The 15,630-nt window shown below is 63.1% G+C and carries 14 protein-coding genes; 13 read left to right on the forward strand and 1 reads right to left on the reverse strand.

Annotated elements, in window-relative coordinates:
• Window positions 1–72: 72 nt before the first annotated feature.
• The 12 genes from frr to VIM98_RS13480 all read left to right on the forward strand — a co-directional run bounded on the left by frr (window position 73) and on the right by VIM98_RS13480 (window position 12,480).
• On the forward strand, window positions 73–630 hold the full coding sequence (frr, locus tag VIM98_RS13425) for a ribosome recycling factor (protein WP_331993620.1): 558 nt from the start codon (window positions 73–75) through the stop codon (window positions 628–630).
• 170 nt (window positions 631–800) lie between these two features.
• A complete protein-coding gene (gene uppS, locus VIM98_RS13430; RefSeq protein ID WP_331993621.1) occupies window positions 801–1,538 on the forward strand; it encodes a polyprenyl diphosphate synthase in 738 nt (245 codons plus the stop codon).
• Window positions 1,539–1,548: 10 nt separating this feature from the next.
• On the forward strand, window positions 1,549–2,364 hold the full coding sequence (locus VIM98_RS13435; protein ID WP_331993622.1) for a phosphatidate cytidylyltransferase: 816 nt from the start codon (window positions 1,549–1,551) through the stop codon (window positions 2,362–2,364).
• Window positions 2,361–3,548: a 1-deoxy-D-xylulose-5-phosphate reductoisomerase gene (locus tag VIM98_RS13440; protein ID WP_331993623.1), complete on the forward strand. Its 1,188-nt coding sequence runs from the start codon at window positions 2,361–2,363 to the stop codon at window positions 3,546–3,548. Before VIM98_RS13435 ends, VIM98_RS13440 begins: the two co-directional genes overlap by 4 nt.
• Window positions 3,549–3,582: 34 nt before the next feature.
• Entirely contained in the window at window positions 3,583–4,935 is a 1,353-nt protein-coding gene (gene rseP / locus VIM98_RS13445) for an RIP metalloprotease RseP (protein WP_331993624.1), read from the forward strand.
• Between the two features lie 219 nt (window positions 4,936–5,154).
• Entirely contained in the window at window positions 5,155–7,599 is a 2,445-nt protein-coding gene (gene bamA / locus VIM98_RS13450) for an outer membrane protein assembly factor BamA (RefSeq protein ID WP_331993625.1), read from the forward strand.
• A 199-nt stretch (window positions 7,600–7,798) separates the two neighbouring features.
• The gene (lpxD, locus tag VIM98_RS13455) at window positions 7,799–8,827 is read left to right on the forward strand and encodes a UDP-3-O-(3-hydroxymyristoyl)glucosamine N-acyltransferase (protein ID WP_331993626.1); all 1,029 of its coding nucleotides are present in this window, start codon (window positions 7,799–7,801) and stop codon (window positions 8,825–8,827) included.
• Window positions 8,820–9,293, forward strand: a complete 474-nt coding sequence (gene fabZ, locus VIM98_RS13460; protein ID WP_331993627.1) for a 3-hydroxyacyl-ACP dehydratase FabZ — start codon at window positions 8,820–8,822, stop codon at window positions 9,291–9,293. The genes lpxD and fabZ overlap by 8 nt, the downstream gene beginning before the upstream one ends.
• Window positions 9,290–10,063, forward strand: coding sequence for an acyl-ACP--UDP-N-acetylglucosamine O-acyltransferase (lpxA, locus tag VIM98_RS13465; protein ID WP_331993628.1), 774 nt, complete (start codon window positions 9,290–9,292; stop codon window positions 10,061–10,063). The genes fabZ and lpxA overlap by 4 nt, the downstream gene beginning before the upstream one ends.
• 7 nt (window positions 10,064–10,070) lie before the next feature.
• Complete coding sequence (lpxB, locus tag VIM98_RS13470; protein WP_331993629.1) at window positions 10,071–11,273, forward strand: lipid-A-disaccharide synthase; 1,203 nt, start codon at window positions 10,071–10,073, stop codon at window positions 11,271–11,273.
• A 119-nt stretch (window positions 11,274–11,392) separates the two neighbouring features.
• Window positions 11,393–12,058, forward strand: a complete 666-nt coding sequence (gene rnhB / locus VIM98_RS13475; protein ID WP_331993630.1) for a ribonuclease HII — start codon at window positions 11,393–11,395, stop codon at window positions 12,056–12,058.
• A 239-nt stretch (window positions 12,059–12,297) separates the two neighbouring features.
• Window positions 12,298–12,480 (forward strand): hypothetical protein, encoded by a 183-nt coding sequence (locus VIM98_RS13480; RefSeq protein WP_331993631.1) that lies wholly within the window; start codon window positions 12,298–12,300, stop codon window positions 12,478–12,480.
• A 9-nt stretch (window positions 12,481–12,489) separates the two neighbouring features.
• Here the strand turns inward: VIM98_RS13480 and VIM98_RS13485 are convergent, their stop codons facing one another.
• Window positions 12,490–13,926: an amino acid permease gene (locus VIM98_RS13485; protein ID WP_331993632.1), complete on the reverse strand. Its 1,437-nt coding sequence runs from the start codon at window positions 13,924–13,926 to the stop codon at window positions 12,490–12,492.
• Between the two features lie 191 nt (window positions 13,927–14,117).
• On the opposite strand from VIM98_RS13485, the gene VIM98_RS13490 reads away from it, so the two are divergent.
• Window positions 14,118–15,617: a GGDEF domain-containing protein gene (locus VIM98_RS13490; RefSeq protein ID WP_331993633.1), complete on the forward strand. Its 1,500-nt coding sequence runs from the start codon at window positions 14,118–14,120 to the stop codon at window positions 15,615–15,617.
• Window positions 15,618–15,630 lie beyond the last annotated feature (13 nt).

The following is a 15,630-nucleotide window of genomic DNA, read 5'->3' on the forward strand; positions in this document are numbered from 1 at the left end:
CCCCGCCGACGCCACGCCCCATCGTCCGCCCCTGCTATACTTAACCGCTTGCACGTTTACAGGGTGACACCCATGCTCAATGACATCAAGAACGATGCCCAGACCCGCATGGGCAAGAGCATCGACTCGCTCAAGCACGACCTGACCCGCCTGCGCACCGGTCGCGCCAGCACCTCGCTGGTGGATAACCTGCGCGTACCGGCCTATGGCTCGGACATGCCGCTTAACCAGGTCGCTTCGGTGAGCCTGGGCGATGCTCGCTCCATCGTCATCACGCCTTTCGACAAGACGCTGGTCGCTCCGATCGAAAAGGCTATTCTGGGTTCGGATATCGGCATTACGCCGACCACCGCCGGCACGGTCATCCGCCTGAACCTGCCGCCGCTCACCGAAGAGCGCCGTCGTGAACTTGCCAAGCACGTGGCTCACGAAGGCGAGAACGCGAAGATCGCGATCCGCAATGTGCGCCGTGATGCGCTGCAACAGGTCAAGGACCTGCAGAAGAAGAACGAGATCACCGAGGACGACGAACGTCGTGCCGAGGAAGACATCCAGAAGCTGACCGATCGTTTCGTCAAGGAAGTGGACGAGGTGGTCAAGCACAAGGAACAGGAGCTGATGGCTGTCTAAAGCCATCGTCTTGTCCGCCTGCCGCCACGTCGGCAGGCGGACATCCTGCATAATCCATCCATCGGGAAGTGCACCGAAAATCGCATCAAGGCGCACGCCCGCCCTTCATCCGCGCTCAAGCGGCCTCGCTCATTGAGAAGAAGGCAGCACGGTTTCGCCCTTGCATATTCATGACTGATTCCAAGCCCAGCGCTATTCCGCGCCACATCGCCATCGTGATGGACGGCAACGGCCGCTGGGCCAAGGCACGCCATCGCCCGCGTACTTTCGGCCACAATGCTGGCCGCAAATCCGTGCGCGAAGCGATCGAAGGCTGTATCCGCCAGGGCGTCTCGGCGCTGACCTTGTTCGCGTTCTCCAGCGAAAACTGGAACCGCCCGGAAGACGAAGTCGGCGCGCTCATGGAGTTGTTCGTCAAGGCGCTCGACAAGGAAATGGACGAATTGCACGAGCAGCAGATCCGTGTGCGCTTCGTCGGCGATCTGGAAGCCTTCGAGCCGGGGCTCCGCCAGCGCATGAACGTGGCGATGTCGCGTACCGCCGGCAATACACGGCTGCAGCTGAATATCGCGGTCAACTACGGCGGGCGCTGGGACATCGTGCAGGCAGCACGCAAGGCCAGCGAAGCGGTGGCGCGCGGAGAAATACGCCCCGAGGATATCGACGAAGCCCTGTTCGGCCATTGGGCCTGCCTCGCGGACCTGCCGCCGCTGGACCTGTTCATCCGTACCGGCGGCGAATTCCGAGTCAGCAACTTCCTGTTGTGGCAGCTCGCGTATGCCGAGCTGTATTTCACCGATACGCTCTGGCCGGATTTCGACCAGGCCAGCCTGCAACAAGCCATCGATGACTACGCCCGGCGCGAGCGCCGGTTCGGCCGCACCGGCGACCAGGTCGCCAAGGGCTGACGAGGACCTCATGCTTCAGCGAGTCATAACCGCCCTGCTGCTCTTTCCCTTCGCGCTGCTATTGATCTTGTGGCCGCCGACGGCCATCTTCGCTCCGCTGGTGGCCATCGCCTTCCTCGCCGCCCTGTGGGAATGGACCAGCCTTTGCGGCATCGTCCATGTCGGGCTGCGCTTCGCCCTGCTGGCGGCCTCGGCGGCTATCTTCGTCGGGCTGTGGTGGCTGCGCGACAGCGCCGCCTGGCCGGCCATCGTTATCGTGGGCCTGCTCTGGTGGATCGTGGCCTGCCTGTGGCTGCGCCACTTCGCCTTTGGCGCGGCACCCACACGCGAGAACCGGTTGCTCAAGCTGGCCGCCGGTGCGTTGATCGTCTTCCCGGCCTGGGTGGCGGCATTGATGATCCGGCGCGACGAACCGCACGGCCACTGGTGGGTCTTCCTCGCCCTGGCCATCGTCTGGGCCGCCGATATCGGCGCTTATTTCAGTGGCCGCCTGTTCGGCAAGCGCAAACTGGCGCCGACGATCAGCCCAGGCAAGACCTGGGCGGGTGTCTATGGGGCGCTGGTTGGCGGCGCGCTGGTCGCCGGTATCGGTGGAAACCTACTGGGCGTTAGCGGCGTCAAGCTCGGCTGCCTGGTCGTGCTATCTCTGTTTACCGTCGTCGCATCGATTGTCGGCGACCTGTTGGAAAGCCTCATGAAGCGCCACGCCGCGGTAAAGGACTCCGGCCGCCTGTTTCCCGGCCACGGCGGCCTGCTCGACCGCCTGGACAGCGTTTTTGCCGCCTTGCCGGTGTTTGCGGCGGGCAAGTTCCTGCTCGGCCTATGACCCCCCCTGTCCGCAAGATCGCCGTACTCGGTGCTACCGGCTCGATCGGCGGCAGCACGCTGGATGTGATTGCGCGCCATCCCGATCGCTTCCGCGCCACGGTACTGACCGCGCAACGCAATGTGGATGGGCTGGCGGCACTGTGTGCGACCCATCGGCCCGAGCTGGCAGTCATCGCCGATCCGGCGCTGGAGGGTCAACTGGCGCAACGCCTGCGCGCCGCGGGCGTGCACTGCGAGGTCGCCAGCGGCCACGACGCCCTGACCGCGGCAGCCGCCGGCCCGTTGTGCGATACCGTCGTAGCAGCCATCGTCGGTGCCGCCGGACTGGATTCGAGCCTGGCCGCGGCCCGCTCGGGCAAGCGCCTGCTGCTGGCGAACAAAGAGTCGATCGTCATGGCCGGCGAGCTGTTGCTGCGCGCGCTGGCCGAGGGTGGCGGTGAGCTGATCCCCGTCGACTCTGAGCACAACGCGATCTTCCAGTGCTTGCCGGGCGGTCGACCCGACCTGGAGGCCAGCGGCGTGCGCAAGCTGATCCTGACCGCCTCGGGCGGACCGTTCCGCGGTCGAACGCGAGCCGAACTCGCCGGTGTGACGCCCGACGAGGCCTGCAAGCACCCCAAGTGGTCGATGGGCCGGAAGATTTCGGTCGATTCGGCCACCTTGATGAACAAGGGTCTGGAGGTCATTGAGGCGCACTATCTGTTTGGCGCGCCGGTCGATCGCATCGACGTGCTGGTGCACCCGCAGAGCCTGGTTCATTCGCTGGTGGAGTACCTGGACGGCTCGGTGCTGGCCCAGCTCGGCAACCCGGACATGCGCACGGCAATCGCCCATGCCCTGGCTTGGCCGACCCGGGTCGACGCTGGAGTGTCCGTGTTGGATCTGGCGGCCAGCGGCGCGCTGGTCTTCGAAAAGCCGGATCTGGCGACCTTCCGCTGCCTTGCGCTGGCCTATCAGGCCTTGCGTGCCGGCGGGGACGCGCCGGCGATACTGAACGCAGCCAACGAAGTGGCGGTAGAGGCCTTCCTGGCCGGCGGCCTGCCTTTCCTTTCGATCCCCGATCTGGTCGAAAGCGTACTTATGGAACTGCCGCGTGCGGATGTGGTCGATGTCCAGTCGCTAGTGGAGCGCGACCGGATGGCCCGAGAGGTCGCCCGGCGGGTGCTCCGCTGCGCTTGCTGATAAGCTTAAGGCCCCTGCGGACACGTTCCTTTTGATGAATCCCTTCTTCGGCTCGGTATTTTGGCTACTGGTCACGCTCGGCGTACTGGTGACCTTCCACGAGTTTGGCCATTACTGGGTCGCGCGACGCTGCGGCGTCAAGGTGCTGCGTTTTTCGGTCGGCTTCGGCACGCCGATCTGGCGGCGCATCGGCAAGGACGGCACGGAGTATCAAATCGCCGCGATTCCGCTCGGCGGCTACGTCAAGATGCTCGACGCCCGCGAGGGCGAAGTCGATCCAGAGCTGCGCGATCAAGAGTTCACCGCCAAGTCGGTGTGGAAACGCATCGCCATTGTCGCTGCCGGCCCCGGCTTCAACCTGATCTTCACCGTGTTCGCGTTCTGGGCGATGTTCATGCTGGGCAAGCCGGATTATGCGCCGGTGGTCAGCGCTACGCCGCAGACGCTGGCTGCCGAAGCCGGCATTCGCAACGGCGATCGCGTGCTCGAAGTGGATGGCAAGCCCGTGGACACCATCAGCGACGCCATGGAAGCGGTCGCCAATGGCCTGCTCGGCCGTGAACCGCTACCACTGCTCGTGCGCGGCACAGATGGCGCCCAACGTACCGTGGTGCTGCCGCTGAACAAGCTGCCACCCGGACAGGACATTGTTCAATACATGGGCAAGCTCGGCCTTTCCCTGGCACCGCCGACAGCGGCGATCGGCAAGGTGACCGAGGGCGAAGCGGCTGCGGCAGCCGGCCTGCAGGGCGGCGATCGCATCCTCAGCGTCAACGGTCAGCCGATCGGTGACTGGCTGGACTTCCAGAAACTCATTCCTGCCGAGGCGACGAAGTCGCCGCGACTGAGTGTCGCGGTCGAGCGCGACGGCAAGGTGTTGCCGCCGATCGTGGTGACTGCCCGCTTCAAATCGCTGCAAGGCCAGCCGGCGGGCTGGGTCATCGGCGTGGCGCCCATGCCGATGGAGCAGGTGGTGCAGCATTTCGGGCCAGTACGCGCGTTGGGCGAATCGCTCAGGTCCACCTGGGACCGTACAGCCGCCACGTTCAACATGATCGCCAAGCTGATCACCGGCGAGGCTTCGACCAAGAATCTGTCCGGCGTGGTGGGCATCGCCCAGGTCGCCAATCAGATGGCCGGCCAGGGCCTGACGCCCTTCCTCGAGTTCCTCGGCCTGGTCTCGCTGAGCCTGGCGATCATCAACCTGCTGCCTATCCCCGTCTTGGACGGGGGCCACCTGCTGTATTACCTTATTGAGTTGGTCAAAGGCAGCCCTGTCAGTGAGCGCACGATGATGGCCGGACAATACGTCGGCCTCGCCTTGCTGCTCACCATGATGGGACTGGCGTTCTACAACGATATTCACCGCATCATCCTGCCTTCGTGACGCAAGCGGCTTGGGCCAGCGCAGGGGAACGCCTGGAACCGGCAAGCTGTGCGGCGGAGCCATGCGTCGTCCCGAAAGCGGCACGGTGCGTTGCAAGGCTATATGCCGCATCCGTTAGGGGTGCGGGAAGTACTCGAGGCAAGGGGTATCCCGCGCTTCACCGAATCAGCGAAGCGGGCCTTGTGCTCGCTTCGTCGGAATAACCCAACGGAATCGACGATGAAGCGTATCGCCGCTCTGATCCTGCTTGCCACACTCTCTGCCAATGCGCTCGCGTTCGAGCCGTTCGTCGTTTCCGATATTCGTATCGACGGGCTTAGCCGCATCACGCCCGGGACCGTCTTCAACTACCTGCCGATCAACAAGGGCGAACGACTGACCAACGAAGGAGCGCAACGTGCGATCCGTGCGTTGTACCAGACCAAGTTCTTCAGTGACGTGGAAATGGAGCGCCAGGGCGACATCCTGGTGATCAAGGTGATGGAGCGTCCCTCGATCGCCAAACTGAACCTGCGCGGCAACAAGGACATCAAGGAAGACGATCTGCGCAAGGGCTTGAAGGAGATCGGCCTGTCCGAAGGCGAAACCTTCGACCGCCTCTCGCTCGACCGCGTGCAGCAAGAACTGATCCGCCAGTACTACAACCGCGGCAAGTACAACGTGTCGGTCGAGCCACACGTCACTTACCTCGACCGCAACCGCGTCAGCGTGGATATCGAAATCCGCGAAGGCAAGGCGGCCAAGATCAAGGCGATCAACATCGTCGGCAATACCGCGTTTACCGACAAGGCAATCCGCAAGACCTTCGAGTCCGACACCACCAACTGGCTGTCTTGGTACTCCAAGGACGACCAGTACTCGCGCGAAAAGCTCAGCGGCGACCTGGAAAAGCTGCAGTCCTACTACATGGATCGCGGCTATGCAGACTTCGGCGTCGATTCGACCCAGGTCACCATCGCGCCGGACAAGCGCGCTATGTATCTCACCGCCAGCATCAAGGAAGGCGAGATCTACAAGATCTCCGACATCCACCTGCTTGGCCAGTTGATCCTGCCCGAAGACACGCTGCGCCAGCTGATCTTTGTGCACAAGGACGAGACCTTCAATCGCAAGGCGATCGAGAACAGCTCCGATGCCATCAAGGGCATCCTGGCCAGCATCGGCTACGCCTTCGCCAAGGTCACGCCGGTGCCGAAGCTGGACAAGGACAACCGTACCGTCGACCTGACCTTCTATATCGAGCCGGGCAAGCGCGTTTACGTGCGTCGTGTGGTGTTCCAGGGCAATACCCGCACCGAAGACGACGTGATGCGCCGCGAACTGCGCCAGCTCGAAGGCAGCTGGTACTCGCAGCCGGCGATCGACCGTTCGAAGATCCGTCTGCAACGCCTGGGTTATTTCAAGAAGGTCGATGTCGACAAGGCCCTGGTGCCCGGCACCGAAGACCAGGTCGATCTGACCTATAAGGTGGAAGAACAGTCCGCCGGTAGCCTGATGTTCGGCGTGGGCTACTCGCAGTTCTCCGGCATCATCCTGTCGGCCTCGGTCTCGCAGAACAACTTCCTGGGTACCGGCGACAGCTTCACCGTCGGCGCACAGCGCAGCGACTACTCCACCAGTATCAGTGCGAGCTATTACAACCCGTACCTGACGGATAACAACATCGGTATCGGCTATACGGCGGCGTTCACGCGAACCGACTACGGCGATACGAACAACGACTTCGTGAACTACACCACGAGCCAGAAGTCGTTCACCACGTTCCTGAACTTCCCGATCACCGAAACGGACAACATCCGCGCCGGCCTCGGCCTGAACAGCAACAAGATCAACCTGCAGATCGACCAGATCGACCCTACCACCGGCCAGATCGTCACCTCGCAGTTCTCGCCTCAGGAGCTGATCGACTACCAGAACGCGCTAGGCCACAAGACCATCCATTCCTGGACCGGTCAGCTGGGCTGGACCCACGATACCCGTAACGGCTACTGGGCGCCGACGCGCGGCGGCCTGATGTCGGTCAACACCAATATCGCCCTGCCCGGCTCCACCGTGCAGTTCTACAAGCTCGATCTGGAAGCCAACCATTACTGGCCGATCGGTCGTGGCTTCGTGCTGTACCTGGACGGCCAGGTGGGCTACGGCGATACCTATGGCAACCAGACCTATTCAAATACGTTCGGTGCTAACGAGAAGGGACAGCCAATCAGCTTCCCCTTCTGGGAAAACTACTTCTCCGGCGGTGTGCGCGACGTGCGTGGTTTCCAGGACAACACCCTGGGCCCGAAGCTCTGCGTGCCTTACACACCCGGCCAGGTCAGCAAGCCGAACAAGGATGGAACCTGCTCAAATAGCCTCTACACCTTCGCCCAGCCCATCGGTGGCGCATTCAAGGTACTGGGCACGGCGCAGGTCTACCTGCCGTTGCCGTTCCTCAAGGATGTCAACACCGCTCGCGTTTCCTGGTTCGTCGACGTCGGCAATGTGTATCAGAGCTACAGCGCCTTCAACGCCAGCGATTTGCGTGCATCGACCGGCTTGTCGCTGCAGTGGCAGGCGCCGATCGGCCCGCTGATCATCAACTTCGCCGTGCCGATCCGTTCCAAGGAAGAAGATCGTCACTACGAAGAGCGCATTCAGTTCACCTTCGGCAGCCAGTTCTGACGTTTCCGTCGGGTGGTTTGAAAAAAGCCGGCTTGTCCGGCTTTTTTCTTGCCCGGTTACCGGGTGCGATCACGTAGATGCGACCGCCCCGCCGCAGCCAAAGCCGCTCGTTCAAGATAGTCAGGCCCGCCTGAAGCCGACAGAAGTCGGCCTAAACAGCCGCTTGCCCTACAATAGCCCACTGGTCCCGGAGAACCTCATGAGCGCAGCCCACCACACCGTCGCGGAGATCGCCGAGCGTTTCGGCCTGACCTTTCACGGCGACGGCGCGCGCGTCATCGACGGTGTCGGCACACTGGCCGGTGCGAGCAGTAGCCAGTTGAGCTTTCTCTCCAACAGCAAATACAGCGCGCAGCTGACGACTACCCACGCGGGTGTCGTGGTGCTGCGCGAAGAAAACCTGGCCGAGTGCCCGACCGCCGCCTTGGTGGCACGCGATCCCTATGTGGCTTACGCCAAGATCGCCGCGTTGTTCGAGCGGCTCCCTGCCTCGCCTGCCGGCATCCACGCCAGCGCGGTGGTGCATCCTTCCGCGCGCGTGGCGCCCACGGCAAGCATCGGTCCTTGCTGCGTCATTGAAGCCGACGCAGCCATCGAGGAAGGCGCCGTGCTCGGGCCGCATTGCATCGTGGGTGCGGGCTGCGTGATCGGGGCCCAATCGCGCCTGGTCGCCCGCGTCACCCTGGTGACACGGGTCACCTTGGGCAAGCGCGTAATCGTGCACCCGGGCGCAGTCATTGGCTCGGACGGCTTCGGCCTGGCCTTCGACCGCGACCACTGGATCAAGCTGCCCCAGCTCGGTGGCGTGCGGATCGGCGACGATTGTGAAATTGGCGCGAATACCACAATCGACCGCGGCGCGCTGGAAGATACCGTGCTTGAAGAAGACGTACGCCTGGATAATCAGATTCAGATCGCACATAACGTGCATATTGGCGCGCACACCGCCATGGCCGGCTGCGCCGCCGTAGCCGGCAGCGCCAAGATCGGTCGTTACTGCATGATCGGCGGCAATGCCGGGGTGCTTGGACATCTTGAGCTCGCCGACCGGGTTACCATTACCGCCAAGAGTCTGGTGACGCATTCCATCCGCGAGCCAGGGGAATATTCGTCGGGCGTGCCTTTGCAGGAAAACCGCCTGTGGCGTCGGAACGCCGCCCGTTTCAAGCACCTTGATGAGTTTGCGCGTCGACTTTCGGCGCTGGAGAAGGACAGTAACAATGACTGACAACACCGTGCCCTTCCACCTGCCGGTCAACGTGGAGCAGATACAGCAGTTGCTGCCGCACCGCTACCCGTTCCTGCTGGTCGATCGGGTGATCGAACTGGTGCCGGACAAGAGCGTGGTCGCACTGAAAAACGTGACGATCAACGAACCGTTCTTCCAGGGCCATTTCCCGGGGCATCCGGTGATGCCGGGCGTGCTGATCGTCGAGGCCATGGCGCAGACCGCCGGCCTGCTCACGCAGATCAGCAGCCGCTTGAAAGGCAATACCGGCAGTCCGCTGTTCTACCTCGCCAAGGTCGATAACGCACGCTTCAATGCCATCGTCAAACCGGGCGACCAGTTGCGCATGGAGGTCAGCCTCAAGCGTCTGTTGCGCAGCATGGGACTGTTCGAAGCCAAGGCGCTGGTCGACGGCAAGGAAGTGGCCAGCTGCGAACTGATGTGCGCGGCGAGGGCCGAAAAATGATTCATCCGACCGCGCAGATCGATCCATCCGCCAAGATCGGCGCCGACGTCACCGTCGGTGCCTACAGCGTCATCGGCGCCGATGTGGAAATCGGCGAGGGCACGACGATCGGTCCCCACGTGGTGATCGAAGGCCCCACGCGCATCGGTAAGCAAAATCGCATCAGCCAGTTCGCTTCGCTGGGTGGCGCGCCGCAGGACAAGAAATTCGCCGGCGAGCGCACCGAACTGGTGATCGGCGACCGTAACCTGATCCGCGAATTCGTCACCATCAATCGTGGCACGGGCGACGGTGGCGGCGTCACCCGGATAGGCAACGACAACTGGCTGCTGGCCTACGTCCACGTCGCGCACGACTGCCAGATCGGCAACAACACCGTGTTTTCCAATTACTCGGCGTTAGCCGGGCATGTGGAGATCGGCGACTGGGTCATCATGTCCGGCTTCTCCGGCGTGCATCAGTTCTGCAAGGTCGGGGCGCATGCGTTCATCGGCATGGGCTGCCTGGTCGGCTCCGACGTCCCGCCGTTCGTGATGATGGCCAACGAACAGCGTGGGCGCCCGCGCGGCATCAACAGCGAAGGTTTGAAAAGGCGCGGTTTCGACCCGACTCGCATCGCGGCGATCAAGCGCGCCTACCGCACGCTGTACATGGCCGGCCTGACCTTGAACGACGCACGCGAACAGCTCGTCGAACTCGCCGAAGAAAGCGGCGACGTGCGCGAGATGCTGGATTTCCTGGATCGCAGCGACCGCGCGCTGGCGCGTTGAACCGACCATGTCCGGCACGCTGCCCGAAGCTCCGCTCATTGCACTGATCGCCGGCGAGGATTCCGGCGACCAACTCGGCGCCGATTTGATCGGCGCGTTGCGCGAGCGTTACCCACGGGCGCGCTTTGTCGGCATTGGCGGTACGCGTATGCATGCCCAGGGGTTCGATTCCTGGTACGACATTCGCGAACTGTCGGTCATGGGTTTTGCCGAAGTGGTCAAGCATCTGCCACGACTGCTCAAACTGCGCAAAGCGCTGGTTGCACGCCTGCTGGCGGCGCGGCCGGACGTTGTGGTCGGGATCGATGCGCCGGACTTCAACCTCGGTGTGGAACAGCGGCTAAAAACCGCAGGCCTGCGTACTGTGCATTACGTCAGCCCTTCAGTCTGGGCTTGGCGTGAAAAACGCGCCGAAAAAATTGGCCACAGCGCCGATCGCGTGCTTTGTCTGTTTCCGATGGAGCCGCCGATTTATGGCAGGCACGGCGTCGACGCGCGTTTCGTCGGTCATCCGCTCGCCGATCGCTTCGCCTTGGTCTCCGACCGTACCGGTGCACGCGAAGTGCTAGGGCTGTCGCAGCACGTGCCAGTCCTCGCCGTACTGCCCGGCAGCCGCCCGTCCGAGCTGGCACGCCTGGGCCATGTCTTCCTCGACGCAGCACGGCGCGTGGCACAGGCTGTGCCCGGACTACGCATCGTCGTCCCCGCGGCTAACGTGCGCGTGCGCGAACAATTGCAGAGCCTGCTTGCCACTTGGCACGACCGAGAGTCTGCGCCATTGCTGCTCGACGGACACGCCCATGAGGCAATGCTGGCGGCGGACATCGTCTTGCTCGCATCCGGTACTGCCACGCTCGAGGCCATGCTTTCCAAGCGTCCGATGGTGGTCGGCTACCGCGTTTCGCCGATCAGCTATCGCATCGCACGCGCGCTGAACATGCTCAAGACCGATGTGTATGCATTGCCCAATATCCTGGCACGTGCCTGCGGCCTTGGTCAGGCTTTACTGGTACCGGAGTTGATGCAGGACGACTGCACCGCGGAAAAACTCGCCGCGGCCACGCTCGATCTTTTGCAGGACAGCGAGCGACGTGGCCAGATCGTGGCGGCGTTCGAGTTCCTGCACCAGCAGTTGCGCGGCGAGCTCGATGGCCAGGCGGCGGATCGTGCCGCTGAGGCGATTGCCGAGTTGATCGATCGCCCGGGATAAGAAGAGAGCGAACAGGAGCGAAGAGTGAGTCCACACCGACGACACGCACTTACCTTGCCCCCTACTCCTGTCATTCCTACGCATTGACCTACCCGCTCCGCCCATCCACCATAACCCCCATGCCACGAAAGCGCCGTACCGTCACCGATCTCGATCCTTCCCTGCTTGTGGCGGGCGTCGATGAGGCTGGGCGAGGCCCCTTGGCCGGTCCGGTCGTCGTCGCCGCCGTGATTCTCGACGGCTCGCGACCGATTCGTGGCTTGAACGATTCCAAGCAACTCAATGAAGCACGGCGCGAAACGCTCTATGCGCGCATCGTCGAGCGCGCGCTGGCCTGGAGCGTGATCTTCGTGGAACGCGAAGAGATCGATCGCATCAATATCTTCCAGGCCACCATGCAGGGCATGACGCGCGCGCTGCTCGGTCTGCACGCAACACCCGGCTATGCGCTGATCGATGGCAATCGGCTGCCCAAGCAGCTGCCTTGTCCCGCACGCGCGATCGTCGGCGGCGATGCGAGCGAGCCGGCAATCTGCGCCGCATCGATCATCGCCAAAGTCAGCCGCGATCGTCATATGGTGGAACTGGATGCTCGCTATCCAGGCTACGGCTTTGCACGGCACAAAGGCTATAGCGTGCCGGAACACTTCGAAGCATTGAACCGACTCGGGCCCTGCGAAGCTCACCGACGCAGCTTCGCGCCTGTGCGCGACCTGCTCGATCCATCTTCCTTGTCGGGTGTCACCGCCGACCTGTTCGCGTTGCCCGCAGAAATTCCGGCATAAGCATCAAACGCACCAACTCCCCCCTGCCGTTTGGCCCGCGCGAAGCACTCGTCACTTGCCGTAAAATCTTGCCGTCGGACCAGAGGCTGGATGCAACCTTTCTGTCCGCCGCCGCATCTGAGCCTGCAAGCCCGCCCGCTGGCCCGCGGCAATCCGCACGGACGCTGTCACGGCAGTCTTTGCCGACACATCGATTGATTGGCACCCAACGCGTTTATTCTCGACGCAGGAGTTCCGCCATGACGCCCGATCGCTCGCCCCTGGCACCTGCCACCGATACGTCCGTTACCCAAGACAATCCGGCTTCGACCACGTCGCTCGAGTCCACCCACAAGGACTACGATCGCAAGCCCCTGGTGGTGGAACATTTCGAGCATTACATCGAATTGAACAACGATAACCAGCGTTTCCGCATTGGCTGAGATGAAGTCTCAACGCTCGCGCAACCGGCTGTGGCGGTAGCCATAGATCGCATAAATGAACATGCCGATCGCGGTCCATCCGGCCAGCAGCGCCCAGTTGGGAAGGCTCATCTGTGCGAGCAGGAACAGGCACACGGCCACGCCGAGGGTGCATACCACCGGCGCGGCCGGCACACGGAACCCGCGCCGCAAATGCGGATGCGTGCGGCGAAGTACCAGCACGCCGAGGCAGACCGTCGCAAAGGCGAGCAAGGTGCCCATGGAAAGCAGGTCGCCCAGCAGGTTGAGCGGAAACACGGCTGCCAGCACGCCGCCGATGACACCGACCAGCAGGGTCGTGCGATGCGGGGTGTTGTGCTGGTCGTGCACCGCGCTGAAGAAACGCGGCAGCAGGCCGTCGCCGGCCATGGTGTAGAGGATGCGCGCCAGTCCCATGTGCATGACCAGGATCACCGAGGTCAGGCCCGCTACGGCACCGATCTGGATGAGAACCTTCAACCATGCCAACGCCGGATGCGCTGCGAGCGCCGTGGCAACGGGCTCGGCCGTCCCCAGCTGCACGTAAGGCACCAGCCCGGTCAGCACGCCTGCAACAATGATGTACAGCACAGTACAGATGGTCAGCGAGATGAGGATGCCTGCCGGCACGTTGAACTGCGGGTTGCGCGTTTCCTGCGCTGCCGTCGCTACCGCATCGAAGCCGATATAGGCGAAGAACACGCTGGTTGCCGCTCGGAACACACCCGACCAGCCGTAATGATCGCCGCCCTGGTTGGCCGGCACGAACGGGTGCCATAACGAAGGATCGACGTATTGCACGCCAAACAACACGAACAGCAGCACCACCAGCACCTTCAATACCACCACCGTGCTTGCGAACCAGGTCGACTGGCGAGTGCCCCGATAGAGCAGCAACGTCAGCGCCGCGACGATCAGCAATGCCGGCAGGTTCAACAAGGCCCCCGTAAGCTGCAGGTGCCCGTCCTTGAAGCTGACCGGCGCATCGGCCAGCGCGGCCGGCACATGAATGCCGATGCTGTGCAGCAGGCCCACGGCGTAGCCGGACCAGCCCACAGCCACCGAAGACACCGCAAGCAGATACTCGGCCACCACGTTCCAGCCGATGAACCAGGCCAACAACTCACCGAAGGTGGCATAGGCGTAGACATAGGCGCTGCCGGAAACCGGCAGCATGGCGGCGAACTCGGCGTAGCTCAGTCCCGCCAGCGCTGCTGCCAAACCGGCCAGTACGAAGGAAAGAATCAGCGCCGGCCCGGCGTGTTCGGCTGCGGCCTGCCCGGTAATCACGAAAATGCCTGCGCCGATGACCGCACCGACGCCAAGTACGACCAGTTGGGTAAGCCCCAGAGTACGGCGCAGCGCATTATCGGACGACAGCGACATTTCGACCGGTTTGACCGCAAACAACGAACGAACCAACGACATCGGCATTCCTCGAAGCGGCGCCGCGGAATGGCGGCGCGAAACGATGAACGATGCCAGCCGACGCCGGACCTGGCAACCAGTACTAGTCCGAAAAAAGTTGTAAGAAGGCGGTCAGGGAAGTATTTGGCGCTAGCATGTAGTCCAAAGGGGGACCGTCTCGTTCCGACGCAGCTTTCAGGGGGAGCCGCACCGTGCGACTGGTCTGGTTAGCACCGATTCTGTTGGCTGTTCAGGCAGCGCTGGCCGTGCATGGCCTGGCGGCCGAGGCCGTGTCCGCCCGCTGCCTGTTCATCGCGATCCAGTGTGTGGCACTGGCGGTCATCAGTGTGCGATACCGCCACGATGCCACGCCCATCCGCGCCCTGTGGCTGCTGCTCGCGCTATCGCTGGGAATGCAGGTGCTGTGGGCCTCGACCAACCTGATGGCGCAGGTACTGGGCGATCCGCACGGCTGGCTGACGACGCTGGGCGTCACCTTGTCGGGGCTGTATATGATCCCGAGCATGCTGATGATCGCCCGCTCGTTCGACCGGCGCGAACCCAAGGCGGTGCTTGCCTTGGACCTAGCGCTTTCAATGGTCGTGGCGATCCTGCTGTGTGCCCTGGTGTTCCGCATCATTGGCGGGGGCGGACCGCAGGCGGCGGAGATCTACATCATCATCCACCATGCCGATGCGATCGATTTCACCCTGGCGATCCTGGCGAGCCTGCGCTTGCTCGGCATACGTAGCGCGCAGGGCCGCTATTTCTATCTCTGCGCCGCGCTGTTCCTGTGGCTTAACGCGATCGCCGCAGCCATTTACAACCGCATCGAACTCGCCGGATTACCGTCGTGGAGCATACCGTTGATCGGTATCGCCTATGTGGCGCTGGCCCTGGCCGTCGCGCGGCCGACACCGCGCTGGCTGCGTCGTTACCGCCCGTCACGGCGACTGGCCCAAACCATCGGTTCATTCGCACCGGTAGCCATTTCGCTGGCCGTCCTCTTGCTGGCAATCAGCGTATCGCGCCTGAGCTACGGGTTGGGCATGCTCGCGGCGACCGCTTCGGTGCTGCTCTATGCCTTGCGTGTCGCCTTCATCCAAAGCCGTAGCCAGGATATGCAGCGCGTCGCCCAACTCAACAACCAGCGGCTGCAGCAACAGGTAGGACGTGACCCGCTCACCGGCATCGCTAATCGCAGCCTGCTCGATACGCGCCTGCCCGCGATATGCTGGGACAGCGCGCGCCAGGGCCGGCCCTGCGCGTTGCTGATGGTCGATATCGATTTCTTCAAGCAGTTCAACGACAGCCAGGGCCATCTCGCTGGCGACGAATGCCTCATCAAGGTCGCCACGGTACTGGCGGCCAATGTGACAGCCCCGCAAGGGCTGGTCGCCCGTTACGGTGGCGAGGAGTTCGCCATCGTGCTGCCCGCCACGCCTGAACCCGCAGCCATCGGGATAGCCGAAAGGCTGATCGATGCGATCGCGCGCATCGACATTCCTCATCCGCAAAGTCCGCTCGGCCGCGTCAGCGTAAGCATCGGCATTGCCGGCCGTGTCTGCACCGACGCGGGCGATGCGGTGACGTTGCTGGAACAGGCAGACCAGGCGCTGTACCGCGCCAAGACGCATGGCCGCAATCGTTACGAGACCGCCTGCTGGGGCGCGACGCCCGTCACGCCGGCCGCCTCGCCTTCGGCTTCCTGAGATTCGGGCAATG

The organism is Dyella sp., from assembly GCF_036568765.1.
In the GTDB taxonomy this organism is placed as follows: domain Bacteria; phylum Pseudomonadota; class Gammaproteobacteria; order Xanthomonadales; family Rhodanobacteraceae; genus GSA-30.